20 protein-coding genes and 1 tRNA gene are annotated in these 24,030 nt (G+C 64.2%); 12 read left to right on the top strand and 9 right to left on the bottom strand.

Going from position 1 to position 24,030, the window contains the following annotated elements:
- Nucleotides 1-14: 14 nt before the first annotated feature.
- Nucleotides 15-806, top strand: a complete 792-nt coding sequence (locus ABJF88_18545) for a class I SAM-dependent methyltransferase (protein MEP0548940.1) — start codon at nt 15-17, stop codon at nt 804-806.
- Between the two features lie 73 nt (nt 807-879).
- Here the strand turns inward: ABJF88_18545 and ABJF88_18540 are convergent, their stop codons facing one another.
- Nucleotides 880-1,959 carry a class I fructose-bisphosphate aldolase gene (locus tag ABJF88_18540; GenBank protein MEP0548939.1) on the bottom strand — a complete coding sequence of 360 codons (1,080 nt, stop codon included), beginning with the start codon at nt 1,957-1,959 and terminating at the stop codon, nt 880-882.
- A 64-nt stretch (nt 1,960-2,023) separates the two neighbouring features.
- On the bottom strand, nt 2,024-3,088 hold the full coding sequence (locus tag ABJF88_18535) for an FAD-dependent oxidoreductase (protein MEP0548938.1): 1,065 nt from the start codon (nt 3,086-3,088) through the stop codon (nt 2,024-2,026).
- A gap of 64 nt (nt 3,089-3,152) precedes the next feature.
- On the opposite strand from ABJF88_18535, the gene thiO reads away from it, so the two are divergent.
- From thiO to thiD, 5 genes are read left to right on the top strand one after another with little or no spacing between them, the layout of a single operon-like run.
- The gene (gene thiO, locus ABJF88_18530) at nt 3,153-4,307 is read left to right on the top strand and encodes a glycine oxidase ThiO (protein MEP0548937.1); all 1,155 of its coding nucleotides are present in this window, start codon (nt 3,153-3,155) and stop codon (nt 4,305-4,307) included.
- Nucleotides 4,308-4,359: 52 nt separating this feature from the next.
- The gene (thiS, locus tag ABJF88_18525) at nt 4,360-4,584 is read left to right on the top strand and encodes a sulfur carrier protein ThiS (protein ID MEP0548936.1); all 225 of its coding nucleotides are present in this window, start codon (nt 4,360-4,362) and stop codon (nt 4,582-4,584) included.
- 3 nt (nt 4,585-4,587) lie between these two features.
- Nucleotides 4,588-5,409, top strand: a complete 822-nt coding sequence (locus ABJF88_18520) for a thiazole synthase (GenBank protein MEP0548935.1) — start codon at nt 4,588-4,590, stop codon at nt 5,407-5,409.
- Nucleotides 5,410-5,458: 49 nt separating this feature from the next.
- A complete protein-coding gene (locus ABJF88_18515) occupies nt 5,459-6,055 on the top strand; it encodes a thiamine phosphate synthase (protein MEP0548934.1) in 597 nt (198 codons plus the stop codon).
- Nucleotides 6,052-6,897: a bifunctional hydroxymethylpyrimidine kinase/phosphomethylpyrimidine kinase gene (gene thiD, locus ABJF88_18510; protein ID MEP0548933.1), complete on the top strand. Its 846-nt coding sequence runs from the start codon at nt 6,052-6,054 to the stop codon at nt 6,895-6,897. The genes ABJF88_18515 and thiD overlap by 4 nt, the downstream gene beginning before the upstream one ends.
- Here the strand turns inward: thiD and ABJF88_18505 are convergent.
- On the bottom strand, nt 6,887-8,707 hold the full coding sequence (locus ABJF88_18505) for a fasciclin domain-containing protein (protein ID MEP0548932.1): 1,821 nt from the start codon (nt 8,705-8,707) through the stop codon (nt 6,887-6,889). The two genes, thiD and ABJF88_18505, sit on opposite strands and share 11 nt — an antisense overlap.
- Nucleotides 8,708-8,921: 214 nt before the next feature.
- Between ABJF88_18505 and ABJF88_18500 the strand changes: the two genes are divergently transcribed.
- The 6 genes from ABJF88_18500 (at nt 8,922) to ABJF88_18475 (ending at nt 16,964) form a co-directional block, all read left to right on the top strand.
- On the top strand, nt 8,922-11,201 hold the full coding sequence (locus tag ABJF88_18500) for a TonB-dependent receptor (GenBank protein ID MEP0548931.1): 2,280 nt from the start codon (nt 8,922-8,924) through the stop codon (nt 11,199-11,201).
- 17 nt (nt 11,202-11,218) lie between these two features.
- Complete coding sequence (locus ABJF88_18495; GenBank protein MEP0548930.1) at nt 11,219-12,094, top strand: hypothetical protein; 876 nt, start codon at nt 11,219-11,221, stop codon at nt 12,092-12,094.
- A gap of 74 nt (nt 12,095-12,168) precedes the next feature.
- Nucleotides 12,169-12,242: transfer RNA gene (locus tag ABJF88_18490), tRNA-Arg, on the top strand.
- Between the two features lie 195 nt (nt 12,243-12,437).
- Nucleotides 12,438-13,526 (top strand): tyrosine-type recombinase/integrase, encoded by a 1,089-nt coding sequence (locus ABJF88_18485; GenBank protein MEP0548929.1) that lies wholly within the window; start codon nt 12,438-12,440, stop codon nt 13,524-13,526.
- A 652-nt stretch (nt 13,527-14,178) separates the two neighbouring features.
- Entirely contained in the window at nt 14,179-14,826 is a 648-nt protein-coding gene (locus ABJF88_18480) for a hypothetical protein (protein ID MEP0548928.1), read from the top strand.
- Nucleotides 14,827-15,344: 518 nt separating this feature from the next.
- Nucleotides 15,345-16,964 (top strand): hypothetical protein, encoded by a 1,620-nt coding sequence (locus ABJF88_18475; protein MEP0548927.1) that lies wholly within the window; start codon nt 15,345-15,347, stop codon nt 16,962-16,964.
- 60 nt (nt 16,965-17,024) lie between these two features.
- Here ABJF88_18475 and ABJF88_18470 read toward each other — a convergent pair whose 3' ends face one another.
- The 6 genes from ABJF88_18470 to ABJF88_18445 form a co-directional block, all read right to left on the bottom strand.
- The gene (locus ABJF88_18470; protein ID MEP0548926.1) at nt 17,025-17,393 is read right to left on the bottom strand and encodes a hypothetical protein; all 369 of its coding nucleotides are present in this window, start codon (nt 17,391-17,393) and stop codon (nt 17,025-17,027) included.
- 108 nt (nt 17,394-17,501) lie between these two features.
- Nucleotides 17,502-18,953, bottom strand: coding sequence for a hypothetical protein (locus ABJF88_18465; protein ID MEP0548925.1), 1,452 nt, complete (start codon nt 18,951-18,953; stop codon nt 17,502-17,504).
- A complete protein-coding gene (locus ABJF88_18460) occupies nt 18,950-20,680 on the bottom strand; it encodes an SIR2 family protein (protein ID MEP0548924.1) in 1,731 nt (576 codons plus the stop codon). The genes ABJF88_18465 and ABJF88_18460 overlap by 4 nt, the downstream gene beginning before the upstream one ends.
- 217 nt (nt 20,681-20,897) lie before the next feature.
- Nucleotides 20,898-22,340 carry a hypothetical protein gene (locus ABJF88_18455; GenBank protein MEP0548923.1) on the bottom strand — a complete coding sequence of 481 codons (1,443 nt, stop codon included), beginning with the start codon at nt 22,338-22,340 and terminating at the stop codon, nt 20,898-20,900.
- 562 nt (nt 22,341-22,902) lie between these two features.
- The gene (locus tag ABJF88_18450; GenBank protein ID MEP0548922.1) at nt 22,903-23,232 is read right to left on the bottom strand and encodes a hypothetical protein; all 330 of its coding nucleotides are present in this window, start codon (nt 23,230-23,232) and stop codon (nt 22,903-22,905) included.
- Nucleotides 23,233-23,308: 76 nt separating this feature from the next.
- Nucleotides 23,309-23,995 (bottom strand): response regulator, encoded by a 687-nt coding sequence (locus ABJF88_18445; protein ID MEP0548921.1) that lies wholly within the window; start codon nt 23,993-23,995, stop codon nt 23,309-23,311.
- Nucleotides 23,996-24,030: the final 35 nt, after the last annotated feature.

Raw genomic sequence — 24,030 nt, 5'->3', positions numbered from 1 at the left:
CCTACGGGACCCCGATGAACCGATTCGTTCCCCTCGCCCTCCTCATTGTCTTGCCTTTTGCCGTGGGCTGCGGCGGACCCTCGACGGGCGAGGCGGCCCGCCCGCCGATCTCCGACTCGGCCGCGGCGTCGGTGCGGGCGGCAGGCGGCGCGGCGGCGGACACGAGCGTCTACACCTATCAGACGCCGAGCCGCGACGGCACGGGCAAGCTTTACCTCGGCCGCGAGATATCCCACGTGATGGGCCACCGAGGCGCCGCCTGGCTCGAGCGCGCCGAGCGCGCAGAACTCGAACGCCCCGGCGCCGTCGTGGACTCGCTCGACCTCGCGCCCGACGACGTGGTCGCGGACATCGGCGCGGGCACGGGCTACTTCACTTTCCGCATCGCCGGCCGCGTGCCCGAGGGCGGGGTCTACGCCGTCGACATCCAGCCCGAGATGCTGGCCATCATCGACGAGCGGGCCGCACGCGAGGGGGCCGACAACGTCGAGGCCGTGCAGGGCACGATCAGCGACCCGAACCTGCCCGAGGCGTCCGTAGACCTCACGCTCATCGTGGACGCCTACCACGAGTTCTCGCACCCGCGCGAGATGATGGAGGGGATCGTCCGGTCGCTCCGCCCCGGCGGGCGCGTCGTCCTCGTCGAGTACCGAGGCGAAGACCCGTCGATCCCGATCAAAGAGCTGCACAAGATGACCGAGGCGCAGGTCCGGCTCGAACTAGAGGCCGTCGGGCTGCGACACGTCGAGACGAAAGACTTCCTGCCCCGGCAACATTTTTTGGTATTCGTAAAGCCGGAGGGGTGACGCGGGTGCGCCGAAACGGAAAGGGCGGCCTCCCCGAAAGGAAGCCGCCCTCGGGCGAAAAGTCACGACCCGGTCAGGCCACCGTCACCTCGTCGTTGAGGTAGATGTCCTGGATGGTGTGGAGGAGTTCGACGCCTTCCTTCATCGGGCGCTGGAACGCCTTACGGCCGGAGATGAGGCCCATCCCGCCCGCGCGCTTGTTGATGACGGCGGTGCGAGCGGCCTGCCCGAAGTCGTCCTTGCCCGAGCCGCCGCCGGAGTTGATGAGGCCGGCGCGGCCCATGAACCCGTTCGCCACCTGGTAGCGGGTGAGGTCGATGAGGTGGTCGCTCGCGAGCTCGGAGTAGATCCGCTCGTCGAGCTTGCCGTAGGAGCTGTCGCCGGAGTTGAGCGCTTTGTAGCCGCCGTTGTTCGTCGGCTGCTTCTGCTTGAGGATGTCGGCCTCGATCGTGGCGCCGATGTGGTTGGCCTGGCCGGTGAGGTCGGCCGAGGTCTCGTAGTTCGTGCCGTCGACGGTGAAGCCGCCGTTGCGGAGGTAGCACCACAGGATCGTCGCCATGCCGAGTTCGTGCGCGCGGGCGAACGCCTCGGACACCTCGACGATCTGCCGGCCGGACTCCTCGCTGCCGAAGTAGATCGTCGCGCCGATCGCGACGCAGCCCATGTTGTAGGCCTCCTCGACCTGGGAGAACATGATCTGGTCGTACGTATTCGGGTACGTCAGCAGCTCGTTGTGGTTGACCTTGAGGATGAACGGGATCTTGTGCGCGTACTTCCGCGCGACGACGCCGAGCACGCCGTAGGTCGACGCGACAGCGTTGCAGCCGCCCTCGATCGCGAGCTCGACGATGTTCGCCGGATCGAAGTACGCGGGGTTCTTGGCGAAGGAAGCGCCGGCGGAGTGCTCGATGCCCTGGTCCACGGGGAGGATCGAGAGGTAGCCCGTCCCGCCGAGCCGGCCGTGGTCGTACATGCTCTGGATCGAGCGGAGCACGCGCGGGCTGCGGTCGGAGGCCGACCACACGCGATCCACGAAGTCGGGGCCGGGGAGGTGGAGGTGGTCTTTGGAGATCTTCGGGTTCGAGAAGCCGAGGAGGTCGTCGGCCTCCGCGCCAAGGAGTTCTTCGAGGCGCGAGGTAGTCACTTCAGCCATGGCAGTGCAGAAAGGTCGGAGGGGCGGTAGAGGCGGGGCCTGTGGAATATACGGAGGGCGGCGTTCAGCGCGGCGCACGTACCTCGGCCGGGATCTGTGCGGGGGCGTCGAGCCACGCGGGGAGATCCCGGGCGAGGAGCGGGGCGGTGAGGAGCCCCTTCGAGCCGAGCCCGGTGAAGACCCACACGCGCCGCCGTCCGGGGAGCGGGCCGAGGAGCGGGAGCCGCTGCGGCGAGTGCGTGCGCGGCACCGTCACGCGGACGCCCGCCCGCGCCTCCAGCACGCGCGCCCCGGCGAGGGCGGGCACCATCCGCGCCGACTGGGCCACGAGCCGCTCCGACTCGGCCGCGCTGGGCTCGAGGTCGTCGAAGTCGTGCTCGTACGAACTGCCGACGACGAGCGTGTCCCCGTCCGGCGCGACGTAGCCGAAGCCGGAGAGCGACGGCAGCGGGCCGAGGCCGTCGGGTCGGGCGATGCGGATCGTCTGCCCTTTGATCCGGTGGAGGGGCAGCGCGGCCAGTTCGGGCACGTGGCGGAAGCCGTCGCCGAGAGCGAGCACGACGTGCCGCGCCGTGATCCGCTCGCCCTCCGCCGTCTCGACCCACGCCTGCGTTTCCTCTTCGCCCCACGCCACGACGCGCACGCCGGAGCGGACCGTCGCGCCCCGCGCCGTCGCCGCGTGCAGCAGCGTTTCGACGAGCGCGCCGAGATCGACGGCGCCACCGGCCGGGATCCACAGCCCGCCGTGCTGCGCCGCGACGTCGGGATACTGCGCCGCGAGCGCGTCGGCCGACTGCCACGCGGCGTAGTCCGGGAGGGCGTCGGCACGGTCGCGAAAGGTGCGCGCCTGTTTCGCGTCGCGGGCGGGGCGGAGGAGGCCGGTGGCGCGGAAGAGGTCGGCGGCCCCGGCGCGGTCGAGCGTCGCGTGGAGTGCGGCGAGCGCGTCCTCGAAGCGCCACGCCGGATTCGCCCGGTGCGCCATGAAGGGGTTGACGAGGCCCGCCGCCGCGCCGGACGCGCCCGCCGCCGGACGCTCGGCTTCGAGCACTGTGACCGAGCCGTGCTCGCTCAGCCAGAGCGCGGCGCACGCCCCGGCTAGCCCGCCGCCGACGATGAGGTGTTCTGTCACGAGTCCGTAGTCCTTTGTCAGTTGTTCGCGGATGGAAACGGCGGCCGTGGGTACAATGAGCCCCATGACCTCCACCCCTCAACCCTCAACCGACGTCGTCATCGTCGGCGGCGGCATCATCGGGCTCGCGCTCGGGTGGCGACTGGCGCAGCGCGGCCGGACCGTGACGATCGTCGAGCGCGGGCGGGCCGGACGCGGCACGTCGTACGCCGCCGCCGGGATGCTCGCGCCCGCCGTCGAGATCCGGTTCGAGGAGGTGGCATTATACCGCCTCGGGCGTGAGAGCCTGCGCCGGTGGCCCGCCTTCGCCCGCGCGCTCGAAGCGGCGAGCGGCCACGACGTCGGCTACCGCGACGACGGCACGCTCGTCGTCGCCGACGACCGGGACGCAGCCGAGGCGCTCCGCCGACTCTACCGCTTTCAGCAGTCCCACGACGTGCCCGTCGAATGGCTGACGGGGAGCGAAGCCCTCGAAATCGAGCCGTTCCTCTCTCCGAAGCTCGCCGCCGCGATTCACTCGCCGGAGGACCATCAGGTCGACAACCGCCGCGTCGTCGAGGCGCTGCGCCTAGCCGTCGAGCGCGCGCCGAGTGCGACGCTGCGCGAGGGCGTGACGGTGCGGGCCGTCGAGCCGGGCGAGCGGCCCGCCGTCGTTACCGACGCGGGCGAGCGGATCGAGGCGGCCGTCGTCGTGCTCGCGGCGGGAGCGTGGTTGCGGGAGATCGACGGGTTGGAGCCGGCGCCGCCGGTCCGCCCGGTGAAAGGGCAAATGCTGTCGCTGCGGATGGATCGGCCGTTCGAGCTGCGCCACGTCGTGCGCGGCCCCGACGCCTACCTCGCGCCGAAGTCCGACGGCCGGCTCGTGATCGGGGCGACGAGTGAGGAGATGGGGTTCGACCTACGCGTCACGGCGGGCGGGCTCTACCGGCTGCTCGAAGGCGCGGTCGAGGTCGTGCCGGGTGTCGAAGAGCTCGAAGTGATCGAGACGTGGGCGGGCGTGCGGCCGGCGAGCCGGGATCACGCGCCGCTCCTCGGACCGAGCGGGGCGCCCGGCGTCGTGCTCGCGACGGGCCACTACCGCCACGGCATCCTCCTCGCCCCCGTCACCGCCGACGAACTCGCGGCCTCACTCGATGCGTCGCTCGACCGGCCCAGCGCTTCGGCGTTCGAAACCTCCGATTGGCTGGCCCCGTTCTCCCCGCAACGGCACAACGTGTAGCGTCTCGGCGCGCCGCGATCCGCCGCGTCTCCCTCCGCTGACCCTCCCCCCGATGTCCACCGCCACCCTCGTCCCGATCACCGTCAACGGCGACGCCCGCGAGGTCCCGACCGGCCTCACCCTGCCCGCCCTGCTGCATCGCCTCGACCTCGACCCGGAGCAGCCCGGCATCGCCGTCGCGCGGAATGGCGCCGTCGTCCGCCGCGCTGAGTGGCCCGCGACGCCGGTGGAAACGGGCGATGAAATCGAGATCATCACTGCGACACAGGGCGGATGAGGCATGGCTGAGATAACGACTACGGAGCCCGGTGCCCAGACCACGGACGACCTCCTGCGGATCGGCCCGCTCGAACTCCGCTCGCGCGTGCTCATCGGGACGAGCCGCTACCCGAGCCCGCAGGTCATGCTCGACGCCGTCGAGGCGTCCGGGGCCGAACTCGTCACCGTCTCGATCCGCCGCGTGAACCTGCGCGAGACGGAAGGGGAGAGCGTGCTCGGCCTACTCCGGGCGCGCGGCTACGAGATCCTCCCGAACACGGCCGGGTGCTACACCGCCCGCGAAGCCGTGCTCACCGCCGGGCTTGCCCGCGAGGCCCTCGGCACCGACCTCGTCAAGCTCGAAGTTATCGGCGACGACGAGACGCTTTACCCCGACGTCGAACAACTGCTGAAGGCGGCGAAGACCCTCGTCGATGACGGCTTCCACGTCCTCGCCTACTGCAACGACGACCCCATCACCTGCCGCAAGCTCGCCGACCTCGGCTGCGCTGCCGTGATGCCGCTCGCCGCGCCGATCGGCAGCGGGATGGGGCTCGTCAATCCGTACACGCTGCGGATCATCCGCGAGACGCTGCCCGACACGCCGCTCATCGTCGACGCCGGACTTGGCACGGCGAGCGACGCGGCGCGGGCGCTCGAACTCGGCTACGACGGCGTGCTCCTCAACACGGCGATCTCCGGGGCCGAGCACCCCGTGCTAATGGCCGCCGCCGTCCGCCACGCCGTCGAGGCCGGGCGGCTCGCGTATCGCGCCGGGCGCATCCCGCGCCGCCTCTACGCGAATGCCTCGTCGCCGATGGACGGGCGGATCGATGTCAGTTGAGGGTGGACGGTGGACGGTAGACGTTACAGGAGCCGTATTGCCGCGCCTCATGCTCATCGCCGACGGGTTTACTGACGAGGCGGTGCAGCGGTGCGTGATCGAAGCGGTTCGGGTCGGTCGGCTCTGGCTGCACCTCCGCGATCACGAAGCCTCCGATGAGGCCTTCGCCTGGTCAGCCCGGGCGCTCATGGAGGAGGTACGGGCGGTGCGGCCGAAGACGGCGGTCTCTGTCAACACCCACATCGGGGTCGCTGGGGCGCTCGGTCTCGGGCTGCACGTCGGCGCACGGGGGCCGTCCGTGGCTGAAGCGAGGCGAGGGCAGCCCGAGGCCCTGCTGAGTTATTCCGCGCACACGGTGGACGAGGCTCGCGCCGCCGCCCAGCAGGGTGCCTGTGCCGTGCTGTTCAGCCCGATCTTTCCGACGACGAGCAAGCCCAACCACGTCGGCGTGGGGCTCGACGCGCTCGCGGCCTGCTGCCGTGCCGTGCCCAATACGCCGGTCTACGCCCTCGGTGGCATCACGCCGGACCGTGTCGCGGACTGCCTCGACGCCGGGGCGTATGGCGTCGCCGCCCTCTCCGGCATCCTCCACGCCCCCGACCCCGCTGCCGCCACCGCCCGCTATCTCGCCGAGCTACAGCCATGACCCCCGACCCCCGAGTCCCGACCCCCAACGCCAAACCCCTCGCCCTCACGATCGCCGGCAGCGACTCCGGCGGCGGCGCCGGTATCCAGGCCGACATCAAAGCGATGGAAGCGAACGGCGTCTTCGCCGCGAGCGTCATCACCGCCGTCACTGCGCAGAACACGCGAGCCGTCACCGCTGCCTTCGACCTCCCGCTCGACATCATCGAAGCTCAACTCGACGCCGTCGCGGACGACTTCACGTTCGGTGCGGTCAAGACCGGAATGCTGTCCTCGGCCGCTATCATCGGGCTTGTCGCACGGAAGGTGCGGGAGCACGATTTCGCGCCGCTCGTCGTCGACCCCGTGATGATCTCGAAGAGCGGGTTCGCACTCTTGCAGCCCGACGCCGTCGAGGCGATGAAGGGCGACCTGTTCCCGCTCGCCGCGCTCGTCACGCCGAACGTGCACGAGGCCGAGCGGCTCGTCGGTGGGGAGATCCGCACGCGGGCGGATGCCGAGGCGGCGGCGCGCGCTATCCACGCGCTCGGCCCGCAGGCCGTCCTCGTCAAAGGCGGCCACCTCGACGGCGAGGCCGACGCCGTAGACGTCCTATTCGACGGCGCCGAGGTCCACGCCTTCCGCTCCGAGCGGATCGACACGCCGCACACGCACGGGACGGGATGCACGTATGCCTCCGCGATCGCGGCTCGCCTCGCTCGTGGCGAAGCGCTCGCCGACGCCGTCCGCGCGGCGAAAGCGTACGTCACCGAGGCCATCCGTCACGGCCTCGCCATCGGCGGCGGCCACGGGCCGACGAACCACTTCTACTTCCTCGCAGACCGGCCACCGCTCACGGCCTGAGCACGCCGTTGAGGAGGTGGATGATGCCGTTGCGCGCCCGGAGGTTGACGAAGGTCAGGGGGGCGCAGTCCACGAGGTTGACCCCCACCATCTGGCCTGTTTCCGGATCGAAGACGTTCTCTTCGGTGCAGTTCAACTGGACGCCCCGGTCGGTGGGATAGACTTTGATGTCCGATCCCTGCAGTGTGGGGAGGCGGAAAAACAGCGAGTCTTGGATGACCGGTGGGAGGTCGCCCACCTCGTAGGTGCCCGGCACAATATGGTAGCGCATGACGCCCGGGATGGAGCCGTTCGGGATCGGGTTCGCCGCGAGGACCTCGTCGATGGGGGCGAAGACGGTGAACGGCCCCTCGGACTCGAGCGTCGAGGTGAGGTTGCCGCGCACGATCAGGTTGAGGAACCGGTAGAGGCCCGCGAAGACGGCGCGCTCCTCGAGGTCCACGTCAGGCGGGATGTTGAAGGGGGCGATCTCGTAGAGGAGCCCGCCCGTCGCCTCCAGCGGCGGGAAGTCGACGACGCCGCGGTCGCCGACGAGGACCTGCGGCCCGCCGACCTCGCTGCGGACACGGACGGGGAGGTCGTAGCCGCCGAGCGTCTTCAGCGTGCCCCCTTGAAAGAGGGCGTCGCGCTCGACGCGGCCGGGCACGATCTGGTGCTGGGCCGTTTTGAGCAGGAGGTCGGGCCGGTCCTGGAGGGCGTCGAGGAGCGGGAGGCCGAGCGGGGCCCAGGCGGCGTCCGTGGCCGAGAACAGGCTGTAGGGGTCGGAGCCGTTGAGGCGGGAGAGGAGGCCGGCGTCGCGGAGGATCGCGTACGACGTGGTGAGCCGCGGGGCGACCTGCATCCGCTCGGCGAGGGTGAGGTGGCCGAGCACGACGGAATCGAGGAGGTAGATCAGACCGTCGGCCGTCTCCACCTCCGGCACGATCACGCGGGCCCCGCCGACGTAGACGATGTTGTCCTCGGTGTCGACCTCGACCTGCAGGGGGAGGCCGCCGAGGGGCGCGAGCGTGGCGCCGTCGGTGAACGCGTCGGCCCGCACACGGCCGGGGAGGATGTGGTGGCGGAGCACCTTCTGCAGGACGCCGCGGTTGGGCGTGGCGAGGAGGTACTGCAGCTCCGCCGTACCGAGGTCGGCGAAGCCGCTGTTGATGGGGATGAGGAGGGTGTACGGCTGGCCCGACGACACGAGCCCCGTGAGGTCCGCCGTCGCTAAGGCGCTCGCGAACGTCGTGATCAGCGGCGTCACCCGCAGCCGCTCAGCGATCGTGAGGTGGTCCCGCACGACCTCGTCGATCTGGTGCACGACGCCGTTGCCGGCGGCGAAGTCCGTCTCCGTCACGAGCGCCCCGCTGACGGTGATGGCCTCGTCCACGACGCGAACGGTGAGCGGTGGACCTTCGAGCGGCGTCAGGACGGTGCCGTCGGTGAGGTCGGCGGCGCGGAAGCGACCACGGACGAGGTGGCGGCGGACGAGCTTCCGCAGGACGTCGGCGTTGCTCGGGTTGTTGAGGCGGGCGAGCATCTCCGGGCCGAGGCTGAGTAGGGCCTCGTCGGTGGGGGCGAAAAACGTGAGGTCGGGCTCGGTGCGGAGCACGACGTCGAGGCCGAGCTCGCCGATGATGCCGCCGAGGAGCTGGAGGTCTTCGGTGGCGAAGAGGAGCTCGAGGACGTCGTCGCCGCCGGGCCCGGGTCCGGTGGGGTCGTCGCCGCAGCCGGGGAGGAGGAAGGCGCTCGGCGCGAGGAGGAGGCACGCGAGGAGGAGCGCCCACCGGGAGCGGGGCGTGCGCCGAGAGAGGGGGGAGCCGGACATCGGGTGGGGAGCGGAGGTGGGGGGAGCGTGTTCGGGCGGGCGAATGCAGCCGGGAGGTTAAGCCATGCGGCCCTCCGAAAAAAGGGCGGAATATTTGAACCAGCCGCGGCCTGACCTTTTCGCCGTCTCGGCGTAGTTTCCCGGCGCTCCGAAAAGACCGCGCCCCGCGCGCTCGCGCGTCCCCCTTTCCTCTCGCTCGCTCCACCCCTCCCCGATGCGGAAGCAGCCGTTCGACCCGATCCGCGCCCTGCTCGTGGCGGCCCTCCTCGCCGTCGCGGCGCCCTCGGCGCTCGCGCAGACCGCCGCCCTCCGCGGGTTCGTCACCGACGACGACGACGGGCAGGCGCTGCCGGGCGTGAACGTCGTCGTGGAGGACGCGGCGGGCGAGCTGCGCGGCACGGCCACCGACGTCAACGGCTTCTACTACCTCCCGGCCGTGCCGCCGGGGCGGCACGTGCTCCGCGCGACGTACCTCGGCTACGACCCCTACGTGGACTCCCTCGCGCTCGAACCCGGCGAGGTGCTCCAGCTCGACATCCGGCTGACGACGGGGCAGACCGAGCTCGACGCCGTCACCGTCGAGTCCGAGCGGACCTCGGGCGCGGCGAACGTGACGGCAGGCCTCCAGAGCATCCGCGTGCAGGACATCGAGCTCGTCCCCACGCCCGACGTCTCGGGCGACCTCGCGAGCTACCTCTCGACCGTCCCCGGCATCGTGAGCACGGGCGACCGCGGCGGCCAGCTCTTCATCCGCGGCGGCGAGCCCAGCCAGAACCAGGTGCTCATCGACGGGATCACGCTCTACCAGCCGTTCCACGTCCTCGGCTTCTACTCCGCCTTCCCCTCCGACATCCTCAACCGCGCCGACCTCTACGCCGGCGGCTACGACGCCCGCTTCGGCGGCCAGCTCTCGTCCGTGCTCGACGTGGCGACGCGCAGCGGCAACAAGCGGCGGTTCAACGCCTCCGCCTCCGTCGCGCCCTTCGTCAGCGCGGTGACGATCGAGGGGCCGCTCGTGCCGGACCGGGCCTCGTTCCTCGGCTCGGGCCGGATCTCGGTCATCGAGCAGGGCGCCTCCCAACTCGTCGACCAAGAGTTGCCCTACGACTTCGGCGACGTGTTCGGGAAGCTCCACGTGGACGTGGCGCAGAGCGGGCAGCTCTCCGTCACCGCGCTCCACACGTGGGACCGCGGCGTCGTCGGCAACCTCGCCGCGCCGCGGCCCGACGAGGTGCGGTGGGAGAACACGGCCTTCGGCGGGCGCTACGTCTTCGTGCCCACGCGGCTGCCGATCCTCGCCGAGGTCCTCCTCACCGGCTCGCGCTTCTCGACCGAGCTCGGCCCGCGCGACCCGCAGTTCACCGACCCGCCGCCGCGGATGTCCGACATCGAGCAGTTCGGCACCGAGGTCAACATGACGCAGTACCTCCGCGTGGCCGACCTCCAAGCCGGCGTCTTCCTGCGGACGACGACCGTCGAGAGCGCGCTCGGCGGGGCGTTCCAGAACCTGGAGACGGAGCGCGACCACGTGACGGAGGCGGGCGCGTACCTCATGCCTGAGTTCCGCATCGGCGGGGGGCTCGACGTGGCGTTCGGGCTCCGGCTGACCACGCTTCCGAACCAGGGCCAGACGTTCCTCGAGCCGCGCGGGCGCGTGAAGTGGCAGGCCGGGCCGCACCAGCTAAGTGGCGCCGCGGGGCTCTACAACCAGCCCGTCGTCGGCGTGGCGGACCGGCGCGATGCGACGAGCATCTTCACAGCGTGGACGATCGCGCCCGAGGGGCAGACGCCGCAGGCCATCCACGCGATCGCCGGCTACCGCGTCACCCCGACGCCGTGGCTCGACGTCGCCGTCGAGGGCTATTACAAAGACCTCGCGAACCTCTCGGTCGGCGAGTTCACGGCGTTCCCTCGCCTCACGACGCGGCTCCAGTCGGCCGAGGGCGACGTGAAGGGGATGGACGCCCGCGTCGAGGTCCGCGCCGGGCGGTTCTACGGGTTCGCTAACTACGGCCTCGCGTCGGTGAACTACGCCGCGTCGAGCGAGCGCTACGAGACGTGGTTCGGCGAGGAGACGATCGAGTACCGGCCCTCGCACGACCGTCGGCACCAGGTCAACGCCCTCGTCTCCGTCGACGTCGCCGGGTTCGACCTCTCGGCGCGGTGGCAGTTCGGCAGCGGGCTCCCCTTCAGCAGCCCGCTCGGCTTCGACGTGTTCGTGCTGATGGACGGCGTGTTCGACCCCTACTCCGAGAACGGCACGCCGCGCGTGGTCTACGACCGCCCGTTCAACGCCGAGCTCCCTACCTACCACCGGCTCGACGTGTCGGTGGAGCGGACGTTCGAGCTGAACCGGCTGAGCCTCACGGCGCAGGCCGGGCTCATCAACGCATACGACCGGCGGAATCTGTTCGCCTACGACGTGTTCACGCTCCAGCGCGTGGACCAACTCCCCGTCGTGCCCACGTTCGGCCTCAAGGCCGCCTTCAACTGACGCGGCGCCGCTTCCCTATGCCTCCGTTCCGACCCTCGTTTCTCGCCCTCTTCTTCGCCCTCGTCGCTGTGGGCTGCGCCGATTCCGTCGAGCCCACGTTCGACGCCGACAAGCCCTACACGCTCTACGGCGTGCTCGACCCGACCGTGGAGCGGCAGACGCTCCGCGTGGTCCCGTTCGAGCCCGACATCAACCCGCGCGAGCCCGCCCTCGTCGGCGCCGAGGTGGTGTCGACGAACCTCATGACGGGCGAGCAGGTCGTGTGGACCGACTCGCTCGTGCTGTTCGGCGACGGCCGCTTCGGCACGATCTACCACGCGGACTTCAGCCCGGCCTACCGGGACCGGTACCGCATCGAAGCCCGCCGCGCCGACGGGGCCGTCTCGCGCGCGGAGGTGACGGTGCCGCCGTTCGTGGAGGCGCTGGCGCAGCCGTCCGAGCGGCCGATCGGAGCCTTCGTCGTCTCTGCGCTGTGGCCCGCCGCGCCGCGTCTCAACCAGGCCGAGGCCGTCTTCATCCTCGCCGATCCCGACTGCAACGTGCTGACGCAGGTGGTTCCGGTGAGCCGACCGGCGGAGCCGTTCGAGTTCGGCTGGAAGGTGCCGACGGACTTCCTCGCCGACGCGCGGCGGGTGCTCGACGAACTCGCGCCGAGCAACAACGTGGCGCTCCTCGACTTCCGCCTCCGCGCCGTTGTCTCCAGCGAGGACTGGGTGCCGCGGGGGGGGACCTACGACCCCGAGGTGCTCGTCGACCCCAACGCGCTGACGAACGTGGAGGACGGGTTCGGGTTCGTCGGGGCGGGCTACGTCGTGGACGTGTCGGTGACGCCGGCGTTCGACGTCGTGCGGCAGGCGGGCTTCCGGGCGCGCGGGACGTGCACGGGACCCTAAGACTCCGCCGGCCCTACGCTTTCTTCATTTGGCGAGGGGCGTGACGTCCGTATCTTGGCAGCCCTGCAGGACCCGTGCCCGTAGCTCAGCTGGATAGAGCGTCTGACTACGGATCAGAAGGCCGGGGGTTCGAATCCTCCCGGGCACGCAGATACTAAGGCCCCAGAACGGCTCACTGAGCTACCTCTGGGGCCTTTTTCGTTGTGCCGAGCAACGGTCATCCGCTCTATCCAGCTGAGCTACGGGCCATGCCGCTCCGCTTCTTGCGGAAGATATGCGGAAGTCTTGGGGTGGTAGATAGCATGCGCATCTCCGCGTGACCTCAGATCGAGAGGGAAGCGCGATGGCAACGCTACAAAAGAAGGGGCAGCTGTACTACGCCGTGTTCTACGACCCCACGCGGCAACCGAAAAGGAAGTACGTCCCCCTGCGTACGGGGAATAAACGCGCGGCAACGGCGGCTCTAGCAGCGCTCGAAGTAGATCATGCCAGAGGGCGGTATGACCCTTGGGATCAACGACCGCAGCGGCCGGAGAGAACGAATCTAGCCGAAGCCGCTGACGCGTTCTTCGATGCGAAAAGCAACCTGAGCGGCAGCACACAACAGATGTATCGTTTCGTTGTGAGCAGCTTCGTCGAAAGCGTGGACAGTGTCGCGAACCCCGAAGCGCTGCGCCCTTCTCACGTCCAGACCTTCCTCGCATCTAGAAATCTAAACGCGACGAGCAAGATCACATATCTCCGTCACCTTCGGGTGTTCGTTCGGTGGATGCACAAGGAGAAGATGATAGAGGCGAACCCTCTCGAAGGCGTGGAGCCCCCTCGTAAGCCCCACAAGCTCCCCAAATCGGTAACGGAGGACGAACTGCAGGCCGTCTGCATCGCGGTCATCATGGATTATCAGGAGAAGCACGAAAAGGGGTACATCCAAGAAGGGGATCTCGTTTGGCGGATACCGCTCATGCTGTTCGCGTTCTGCACCGGCATGCGGGCGAGCGAACTGGCGCGGCTACGTTGGGGCCACCTCGACTTCGACAAGCGGCTCATCACGATCCACGTCCAGAAGAACGGCAAGGAGCAGACGATCCCGCTCAACGCCCGCGCCGTCGCCGTGCTCGACATGGTTAAGAGGGGCGGGACGGAGGATTACGTGTTCACACCCCCCGGCAACGGGAGCCGCAATCGAACGGTGCGCCCTTTCGTGGAGCGTGCGTCGAAGGCGTTTACGGCGGCGAGGAAGCTCGCCGGGATCAATCGGAGGATCACGTTCCACGGGTTGCGTCACGGCTTCTGCACCAAGCTCGCCGAAGCCGGTAAGCCGCTGTACGTGATAAAGGAAGCGGCGCGGCACGCTGACGTGAGCACGAGCATGCTCTATGTGCACATGGCCAACGAGCACCTTAAGAGCGAGCTTGATGACGTGTTCGCATGAACGGAATTGCATCCTGAGGGCTTCGCCACCATCAGCGATGCTCGAACGCTCATCAGAGATGCTGCCGACATCGGTCGAGATTAACAGGGTCACGGCCCAGTCCACCCCCCCGGCAACCCTACCCGTCGAGGGCGCCGTGATCGTCCCAGAGTTCTCGCAATCAACTCTATAGCATAAAGCCTCGCCGTCGAGCTAAAAACGGCGAATTCACTTAAGCAATCCGATCTCGCAGGCTACGCCGCCGTCCGGTTCCCGCTGGATGGCGGCGCTCGTTTTGGCGGCGAACCTTGATCGTAATCGTGGGCCAACCTGCGTCTCCGTAGGTGAACCAGTCGGCCACGCTCATCTACCTCCCAGCCCATTCGGGCGCTCGGCGTCCAGTTGCTGGCCGGTGACAACCTCGTAGCGCTCCCCGTCGTGCCTTCAAAAGTGCGGTTTTTGGCTCAAAATGGCACCTATAAATCGGAAGACATAATACGCACCTATATGGCGACTTCTGTAAACGGTTGGGAAGGGCGCTACCAAGCACGTGCGCGAGCCAAAGTGGACTCCGCACCTTTCCCTTACCCTGAGCAGCCTGCGCACTGAGTGTGATGCGGCCACCACCGCACTGCCCCCGCAGCCCGCGCTGCTCTCCAATCCTTCTATCACCATGCACGATTTACAAGCACTACCGGACGGCAACGATCGCGACCTCGCGACCGCGCTTCTTCGGGCCATCCGCGAGCAGTCACGGCCACGTTCGGTCGAGTTCGACGAGGCAGGCGCCCGGGCGGCGTTCAATGCCGAACCGGCCGGGCTTTTGTGGGAGCTCGAAAAGATGGACGAGCTTGATCGACGTCGCGCCATCGAGCGGGATGCCCTTCTCAAGCGGATCGTAGACGCCGACGGCTTCGACGCAGACAACGCTGGGGTCTACGTTGAGACCTACGCGAAAGTGTTGGATCGCAGGGCCGTCGTTCTGGCAAACGCACCTTCGACCGACGACGGCGAGAACTTCGACAATCACCACCCGCTTTCTTCGCGCGACAGGTGGGCCCACTACGCCGCCGCGAAGATGCTGCGGTGGGCGGGTCTCGACGGTACGGCACCAGCCCGCGTTCTGAAGCTTGAGCTGGACTGCGCGGACTTCCGCGAGATGTATTTCGACGCCTTTGACGGTGGTCTCGCCGGATGGGCACGCCGGATCACCGACGGCGACGAGGAGCCGGCGGGCCTATATCTCGCCTTCCTTATCCGTAAGTACCGGCGGCTCGGGCGGCTCATCCAAAACCTCATCGACGGGTTCCCGCCGAATTAAACGAGCGCTTGCGGATTGGACGGGGGAGTCACGCGTGGTTTCGAATCCGGAACCGCGCGGGCTCCCCCGGCCTCTGGTGAGCGAACGAGGACGCTTGCGTGAGGCCGGTCGCCTAAGCCGTTTCTCGGAGCACGCTGCCCTATGTGCTCGCTTCCCCGCCAAGCACACACTTCAGCTTCCAGCGTGCCAACGCCAATCCTCTACCACGATCTACAGCCAGTAAGAGAACACCACGCCGCGAGATAGCGCCAGCCGCGCACGGAACCAATGTGGTAGCGAAGACCAGCGCCGACGCACGGTCAACGTCGAACGGAAGTCAAGGCCGTCACCGACATCCCGTTACCACGTTCAAGATCACCGTCATGGATAACGAGAGTGTCACGCAATTGTGCTACAAAAAACGTCGTCATGTGCGACTAAAGAAGGGGCGGGCCGTTCAGGGTAAGAGTGCGGGGCCATCAGCGAGTTTGGCGGCTCTTGCTTCTCCTCACAACAGGCGTCGGGCAATGGCTCGTCGGGTGGCGTGGCTGCGCGAGTTCGAGGATCGCCGTCTCGCGAGCCTTGCGCTGCCGCCCCACGCCAAGGGTAAGCGGGGGTACGTCCGATACAGGAAGACGGCAACAGCGAATTACTACGAAACGTTGTGCGAGGTGTGTCCTCAGCTACGCGAACATGGGGACTTCGCCCTCAAGCTGACCTACCTGCTCGATTCCGGGAATCGAAGGAACGACGGCGTGCTCGGCGTGCTCAAACATCCCGTGCCTACACCGTCTTACCTCAGTGCCGACATGGCGGGGGAGGAGGAGCGGGAGCGGGCTAAAAACGGAAACTTCCCCCACATACGCTACCTCGAAGAGTTCGCCGACATTGTGAAGGAGGGGTCGGGCGGCGCCATCACCGTGAAGTTCAGCGACTACCGGGCGGGATCGCACTGCACGTACTGCCTCTATCTGAAGGTGCCGAAATCCATTAAGGCGGCGCTGCGACGTGAACGGGACGTCGGGATCATGGAGCCGCTCGTCGAATTACGCACCGGCGAACCCGCTACGCGAAAAGCCACCCGAGCGAAGTCCGCAAAGGAAGCGAAGGCGTTCGTAGAGGAGGCTGAGGCCCGTTCTGACGTGCCCGAAATCGCTCGCCGCCTGTTGTACTACCTAGTTCTTACGCTGCCGCTGCGGCCGTTTGCGGCGCTCCTAAAGCCCGACTTCATCAAGAAGGTGGAGGCGTTCATCAAAGCGACGTTCGCGGGCGAACCGGCATCCCGCAGGTACGCCATCGGCGTGTGCCAAGCGATGTTGCTCGACCCCAAGCCGCTCTACCACACGTCGCCCAAAACGGTCCGGCTGTCTCCGTATGGACTGAACATCGCCATGCTGCAGTCGGAGGTCCGAAAGTATTGGGCTTCGCTGGCCGGGTGGATCGAGCTAGATCTCTCGAACGCCCAACTTGCTATCAACGCCGTGCGCTGGAACGTGCAAAGCGTGATCGAGACGCTGCGAGATCCGAACTATTCTGTTTGGCCCGACCTCATCCAGCATCTCGGCGGCGACGTGGCGGATATCAAGGCGAGGGGGTTGTACGAGCGAGTGAAGGACGCGCTCAAGGCCGTCGTCTATGGGTTGAGCTACGGGATGGGGAAGCGGAATCTTGGCCGTTTCGGGAAGGAGTTCGACGCCGACGCCGACAAACACCGTCGCGTCATCGAGGAGGTGTTCGGGATGAAGCCGAAGGAGGCCGGGCGGCTGTTATTGCAACACCCCTTGATCGCCGCGCTACTAGAAGCTCGGAAGGGGGTGTTCGAGCGCGTGCTTTCCGACGGCGGGCTCACGGACTGCTTCGGTCGTTGGATCAAGGTGGAGGGCCGTACCATAGATCAGCGTAAGGCAGCGGCTCGTAGCGCCTTGGCACAAGCTGCGCAAGCGGAAGAAATGGCCATCCTCGCGCCGGTCATCTACGCCGCTATCGACGAGGCGAAGAAGGCCCGGCCGTTGTGGCGGATCGTGTTGTGGCAGCACGACGGCTTTTCCTTGTGGTTCAAAGAAGAAAGGCACCGGAAGACGGTGGTGGCCAACCTGCAGCAACTAGTGGCGGAAGAGGCCGGGAAGCGGGGGATTCCGACGCGGTTGGAGGTGTCATGACCGATTTGCCAGCACGCGCGTGTCGCGGTGACCCGGGCGGTCGCAGCACATGAACAACCGTCATTCCTCAAGTGCGCACTCTTCGGACAGCTCTTGTAGGAACTCCGGCTTCAGGTACTTGATGAAGTCGCCAGCGGCCGCTAACCGGTCCTTCAGCGTCTCGAACGCGATGTAGCGACAGACATCGACCAAAGGGGGAGCGAGGCGGGAGAAGGTCGGGTGGTTGACCTCCTCGAACACCTTGTTTCGCCGGTCATCCGACGCGACGAGGTACAAGGGAATGCTGAGGTTCGGCTGCATCGAGATGAGGTCCGACATCCTGAGAAGGCCGGAGTAGATGGACGTCGTGCTCTCCACCTCGAAGGCAGCTACGATGGCGTTCTTCTGCAGCCAGAGCACGTCGATGTACTCGATTGTTCGCGTCGTCACTTCGTCGAATTGGAGCGGGAGCGCACCCTTGAGCTTGAAGTGTGAGTAAGACTGCCAAGAACGGTGGTGGGTTTGATAAGTAGTGCCAAATACTACATGAAGTACATACTACATGAAGTACCGAAACTGGTACAGTCCATTTGACGCAGCAGGGAAACGCTTGATCACGCTAGCAAGAGCATCGGAATACTCCAGCGTCACGGGGAGCCGGTCGTACAGACTGTCGTTGTTCCAGTTCATCTTCGTTAAACCAAGTGTGGCCCTACAGGTCTCATCCCATGCTCCATGACCCGCGAATCGCCGTAGTAGCAGTGGTGTAGGGATTCCCTTGCCCTCTTTGTAGTAGTCCCTTCCTCTTGCAGCCTCGGGGACGTTCCCTTGGGTCCACAACAGCGCATCACGCCCCGTCAGAGGCAAAAACGATCCCCTTCGGCACGGGAACCGAGCGGGCTGCCCCCTGCGGCCGCTCGTCGGTTCATCAATGAGCACGCCCTTCCATGCAGCGCTCTTTATCACTTGGACGAGGTCAACCTCGCCGGTTGCCCTGAAGGCGTCAAAACACCCTTCAACCTCGTCATCCTTGAATTCGGTCGTTTTGTGTACGACGATCCTTTTAGGACTTCTTCCACCGTGGCGGTGTTGATAGAGGCTGAGGCTCCTTGCCATCACTCTCATCATCTCGTTCCTAGTCAAGTACGGGTTCCGTCGTTCGACATAGGCCTCGTCAGTGTCGTAAGTCAGGAACTCTAACCCTGCTCCGTCGGAGTCGAAAACTTGACTGCAACATGTGACGAACCGCGCCCCCTTGGACTTCTTTGGCCTTACGGCGTAGCTAAGGCCGATATATGCGGCCTCGGGTGCCGACCCTGCTAGCTTCCACGGCACACCGCCGGCTTTGCAGTACAGGGCAAGCCCCAGCCTCCACATAACGCTTGCGCGGCACCTGTAAGTCAGCGCGCTCTCTTCTTGGATGATTTGCGTCGGCACCTTGAGTTGCGCCGCCACTGCCTTCACATGGTCGTGGAGGTCAAAGTCATCGCCCTCTGGTCCATAGAACGCGGTATGCCACCGGTCGGGGAGGTAGATCAGGAGAACGTCGCACTCCTGTCTACCATTGTTCCATATGGCCTTAATCGACTTCGTCAATTCCTCAGCCAGCACGAGGTGCGGTTTCTCAGCATCGATGATCCTACTATCGATGTCGTCGGGGAGCTGTATCCATGTGGAAGATGAAGCAGGCACAATTCGGAGCCCGAAGATTTTGGCAAAGCCGGGGTAGGGAGGCAGGTATTTCTGTCTCTCCTGTGGTCTCTGCGGTGATTCCAACTCCTCCAGCAGGTGCTTAATAACCCCACGCGTATGGGGAGGCACGACTAGACCGACCCGGATGGGGTCCAAGACGCCATTGATCAGGGAGCGGCTGTAAGGGCCGTACCGGAGCAGGCCGTTGAGAGGGTGGATATCGGTATCGTTGCCCCGGTCGGGGTGAAACAGCAATTCGGGCTCCCCAAGCAGTCCGTGGGCGGGTAAGGCAAAAGAAGATGCAGTTGTCTCGCTCATGCCGTGCGGTGGCTAAATGCAGTGATGGAAGTGATTAAGAACGAGGCATCTACCCCATCAGCGATGCCGAATGCCTGGATCTTGGATGTGCCTCTCCCCCCGCAGAGCAGGAAGGCCCAGCCGACGATTAGGTCGTTGAATTGGCTGTTGTAGAGCTTTGCGAGCTTATCACGCCTAAACTCCTTGGCTCTGTCTGCCAGTGCAGCGTCACCGGGGGATTCGAACCAGAGCGTTGGTTCTAGAAGGAGCCACAACCTGTCACTCTTGTAGTCGAGACGGATTCGGACAGCGTGCGCCCACCTCACCTTAGTACCTGGCACCTGCCCCCCAAGTGAGCGTGCAGTCTTTTTGAGGGGCCGGTACGACGGTTCATTCTGAGCCGCAGGGTCAGCGACAATAAATCTTCTCCGCCCCTTCCGACGCACGTACACTGGCAGTTCTCGTCCAATGGCTTGGGCTAAGGCTTGGTAAAGAAGGTCATGCTCTTGGTACGAGTCTTTGAGGTGGTGGTCTTGGATTGTATAGAGGTCGCGGTGGTCGATTTTGTAGCTCCCGAATGCTTTGTCAACCTCGGAGTCGCTCCCGAAGACGAGCACTCCGACCCGCCGTCGAACAGCAACGACTTCAGCTCCTGTCGCCTCGATGGCCTCGTAAACCTCCTTCTGACCGCCAACTCCGCACTTGATCAAGCGACAGGTCGCGGGCCAAGCCTCCACGCGGAGAGCGTTGAAGCGAAGGACAGGCCACGTCCCCTCCCATGAAGGAACCAGAGCATTTGACAACCGGGGGCGTTGGCTGTCGAGCCGCTTCAACACCTTCTCCGACCAATCCTTCTTGTCTTCTAAGACTAACAGGTCGCCCATCAATTCATCGAACGTTTCCGACTCAATGAGGTAGGCCTCGATCCCCGCAGAACGCGCCTTCTCAATTAATTGTGTCACTCGACTGAAGACCGGTGCCCCTGTTTTCGAGAACCAGAAAAGCCCGTCAGGGTAGCCGTGACCATCGTCAATTGCTTCCTCAAGGGTGTCCATGATGGAGTTGTCCCGGCCGCTGAAACCGACAACGGCAAGCCCCCGTCCGCCGCACGCCTGAATCAGGTTCCTGCGGTGGGTCGCGTCCTGACTCTGCAACTCGTCTGCAATATTCTTTAGCTCCTTCGACTGGAAGTCCCCGTGGAGCTTGACGTACAGAGGATAGTTGTGCTTCCTAAGAGCCTCCGTTCCGAGTGCTGTATGAGCGAGATCCGCAACGACGAGATCGCCGCTGCTTTCGAGTAAGGGAAGGATAGCGTCCTCAAGTACCCGGTCAAAATTGGTAGTCCAGACCACGTTAGACCGGCCAGTACGGAGGAGAGAAGCGAGAACAATGTGTCCGTATGAAGGCGACCCTTTCCTGACCAACTGGTCGATGTAATGCTGACGGTCCCCTGCGCTTGGATACACCCGCTCGAAGTAGAAGGAGTACTCATCGGGGGCATTTTGGGTGGGACAGTCCCCTCGATCATCGAGGTACGATTGGATACGGAGCCTGACCCGCTCGTCGTTAAGATTCTCGACGTGAGAGATCGGAACGCGCTGCTCCGAGCAGAAGAGCGCCCGCTTGAACTCCCATATCATGTTCCACGCAGTCGGTATTCCTGCCGAGAGGGAAGCGCCCGCTCCGAGAAACCACATGATCCGTTCCGACCGAACGGAGAACGTCCTCAAAAAAGAAGCAACATCCATGCTGTCTGAGATTGGCGATGCGAAAAGCTAGACTACAAGGAGCCACCTTATCGAATCATGGCCTGCTTCAACAGAGCGAGATGCGGGGGCCGTACGGATCGATGTTCAGCCGCCCCATGCGCACAGTCGGTAGAGCATGCAAAGTAGACGCCGACGCTCGGACGAAGCAAGGACGCCTCAGCATGCTACAGGCGTGAAGCGGCAGGGGCGTTGGGCGTCATAACCCCAATACTTCCCTAAGCACGGCGACACGGCGCTGAACAGTTGAATCGTTGCCCATTTTCTCAAATGGGCCCGTGAAAGCCCGTACAGCGGCGAGCAGTTCTCGCGCTATGGGAGACGCAAGCTTGTTCTCAATGAGGGTAAGCAACTCTGCAAACTTGGTCCGGCTGAGTTGGCGCTGGAGTTTCGTAGCTATCGTTTGATCCGTGAAGGAGATGAGAGCTCGTGCTGCTTGCTGTGGAGTGAGCTGCTCAATCAGTGCCTTGTAGATTGGTTCAGCATTCCAAGCGATTCCGTGGCCGTTTGTAAGAAACACCTCCACAAGGGCGCGAACGTACTCCGGCTCAACGGCATCAGGGATAGAACCGGTGGCCCCCGCTACCGCGCTAAGCCTCTTTGCGAAAGCAGGCTCGTTGTAGAAGTTGTTGAGGTTGGCTCTGTGCACGCGGAGCAGGTCCTGAAGCGCCTCTTGGATTTCTGCGGCCCGAATTGGATCGGGGATGTACGTTGCCGCGTCGACTACGTCAAGAAAGGCTCTTGCAAGGGTAGCTGGCTGTTCGTCGCCATTGGCTACGTGCTGCGCATAGCGAACGCCAAGCTGTCTCCTTGCGTCGTCATTCAGCAATGGCCAGAGCCTAGGCAGTAGGAACCGGACGTTCTGTCTCGTCTGTTCTGTCGAATCAGGATCGACGTAGATGCCGAAGAATCCACTCGCCAAGCTCTCCGCGCGCTCTCTATCTAGATCGGCGAAGAACGCGCCAGCTTGATTCGCTCTAGTTTCGTCTAAGGCAGACGCCTTAACGTTAACAAGCAGTTGCTTGACCTGTACGACGACAACAGAGAGCGGGAGCGCCACAACTTCCAAGATGCATGTCTCGAGCCATGCTACTAGCTGGAGACCGGTCAACTCATGCTGGTTTGGGTGAGCAGCGCTGGCCCAATTCCTGATGTATCGGATGTGATCTAGTTGACGGTAGCCCACATTTGAGATCAGGCCAATCTCTCGAGCTCCTTCGAGTAGCTCGGCGTCGTCGATCTTGTCGAGGTCGTCGGCTGTCCGAAGTCTTTTCCGTTTGTCCGGACTCTTTACAGCAACATCGAAGAAATACGAGAGGTCGTAGTGCGCGATTCGGCGCCGTAATTCTTGGACCGTCTCATCCCACAGGTAGGTGAGGGCTGCATCAAAAAGCCCTGCAGCTACGGCAGCAGTGAATTTGGAGACGTAAAGGGCACGTCCTCGCTGGTCGGTGTCCAGCCTAGTCAGAGCGTCCCCGATGTTTCCAATGACCCTGCGTCTCTCCTCTACACTGACAAGCACGTTGTCTGTGGGTAGGCCGTGGCTAACAAGGAATGTGTTCAGTCCTTGGGTGAAAGGACTGATAGCTTGGATATCGGCCCGAGTTACGGAGGTGGTGGGCGTCGTGTCGTCAGGTTCCATCTCTATTGCTGATTGCCAAGTGCCGTAGCTTAGACGTGATTGTATTTTTATACCGTCTCTGAAGCGGCCTAACATAACATTCCGTCACTCAGATGCAGCACGAGACGGAGCGGTTGGTTTAGAAAACATAGACGCTGGCGAACGTGCTCTAGCGGGAATGCGGCGATAAAAGGTCAGCGTGTGAAAAAAACAGCTCTATTAGTCTGCTTAGTTGTCTCTTATAGATGCTTGTCGTAGTCTGTCTTCTTAGACTGTGTCGTCTGTCTAGCCTCCTTACTCGATCTATATATTCTTCTCTAGTGGTTTGTCATCTATCTATGTATCTTCTCTTTATGGTCGTTGGGTTTGTGTGAAGAGCAACGGCCGGTGATCGAGAATGTGGATTAGTAAGCTAAAAAGGACGATTTATACCCCTCTTGTTGGCCAAATCCGGTGGGGCACGTAAATCCGACTGTCACGATAATGGGATAAATAGCTTGCGTTAATCCTGAGTCAATCAGTTGATTCCCGTTGCAGCTACGTCACAACCTAGCTGAGGCTTCCATACCCATCTGCTGCCCATCTAGATGTCGTCATCGACTAGGGGAGCGTTGCTTAGATCCTCTACGATGGAGTGCATCTCGACGGTGAACCACGCCTTGAAGAGGGCGAGGGTCCGGCGCTTTGGCCAGAGGGATTCGTCGGTGCACCACCCGAACAGCTCGCGCTCGAAGACTTCGGCGTACACCCGCTTGAGCACCTTATCTGCTTCTAGGTCGTCTTCGTATTCCGGGACCAAGTAGATGGTCACCTCGTCGTGGGGGTCCGGTAGGATGCCGGAGTCGTCCAAGCTGGCGGCCCAATCGAGGTACGGTTGCGCGGGGCGGACGATGAGGGCGCCACGGTTCAACATGCAAGTACCCACATGATCCTATGCAGCAATGGGCTGGTACTCCTGGAGCGGCGGAATGCCACTCGATCTCAACAGACTATACCGCCCCAATAAGTCTCTGAATCAGATCTGGCAATCCTAAGGAGAGAATAGCAACTATTGCAGCGGCTATGACAAGCGCCCTAATCAAATCCATTCCAATCTCTGACAGAAAGCTTCTATTATGCTTCGCCATCTCAGCACGTATACCCTCAACTTGTGTCTTTGTAGGAAGCTCTGCTAGTAATCTCTGCATGGCTAAGGTATTCTCGTGTAGCCTCTGGATATCATCTCGCATTCGAGACATTTCTGAATTGCTTGTGTTATTACGTCTATCTATTGCCGAATCGGCAGAGCTTCTAACGTTCGACAAAAGGCTTTCCCAATTTGATGGCTTCGGAATATATCGGTGCGGAATTACGTATTCAGACCGCAGGCCATAGAACTTAAGCTTGCTTTCTTCTGAATCGTAAGCTGTTATCATAATAACCGATACGTGGCAGCGGTGAGTATTGATAATGTGCTTAAGGAATTCGTCCCCGGTCATCCTGGGCATCATGCGATCTAGCAAAATCACGTGGATGCCTTCCTGTGCTGCAGACAGCTTTTCGATTGCTTCAATTCCGTCTTTCGCTTCGACCGTCGAAAAGCCATTATCCTCTAGCAACTTCGCCCAGACTGAACGGACGATGGCATCGTCGTCAACGATCAGAACACCTGGCCTCAACGGGGAATCAGTGTACACAGGTCGGAGGGCGGTATAACAAGGTGGCACTTAAG

The organism is Rhodothermales bacterium (assembly GCA_039944855.1).
Taxonomy (GTDB): Bacteria; Bacteroidota; Rhodothermia; order Rhodothermales; family JANQRZ01; genus JBBSMX01.
Note: the sequence above shows the minus strand (reverse complement) of the source record. Positions and strands in the feature narration are given on the sequence as shown.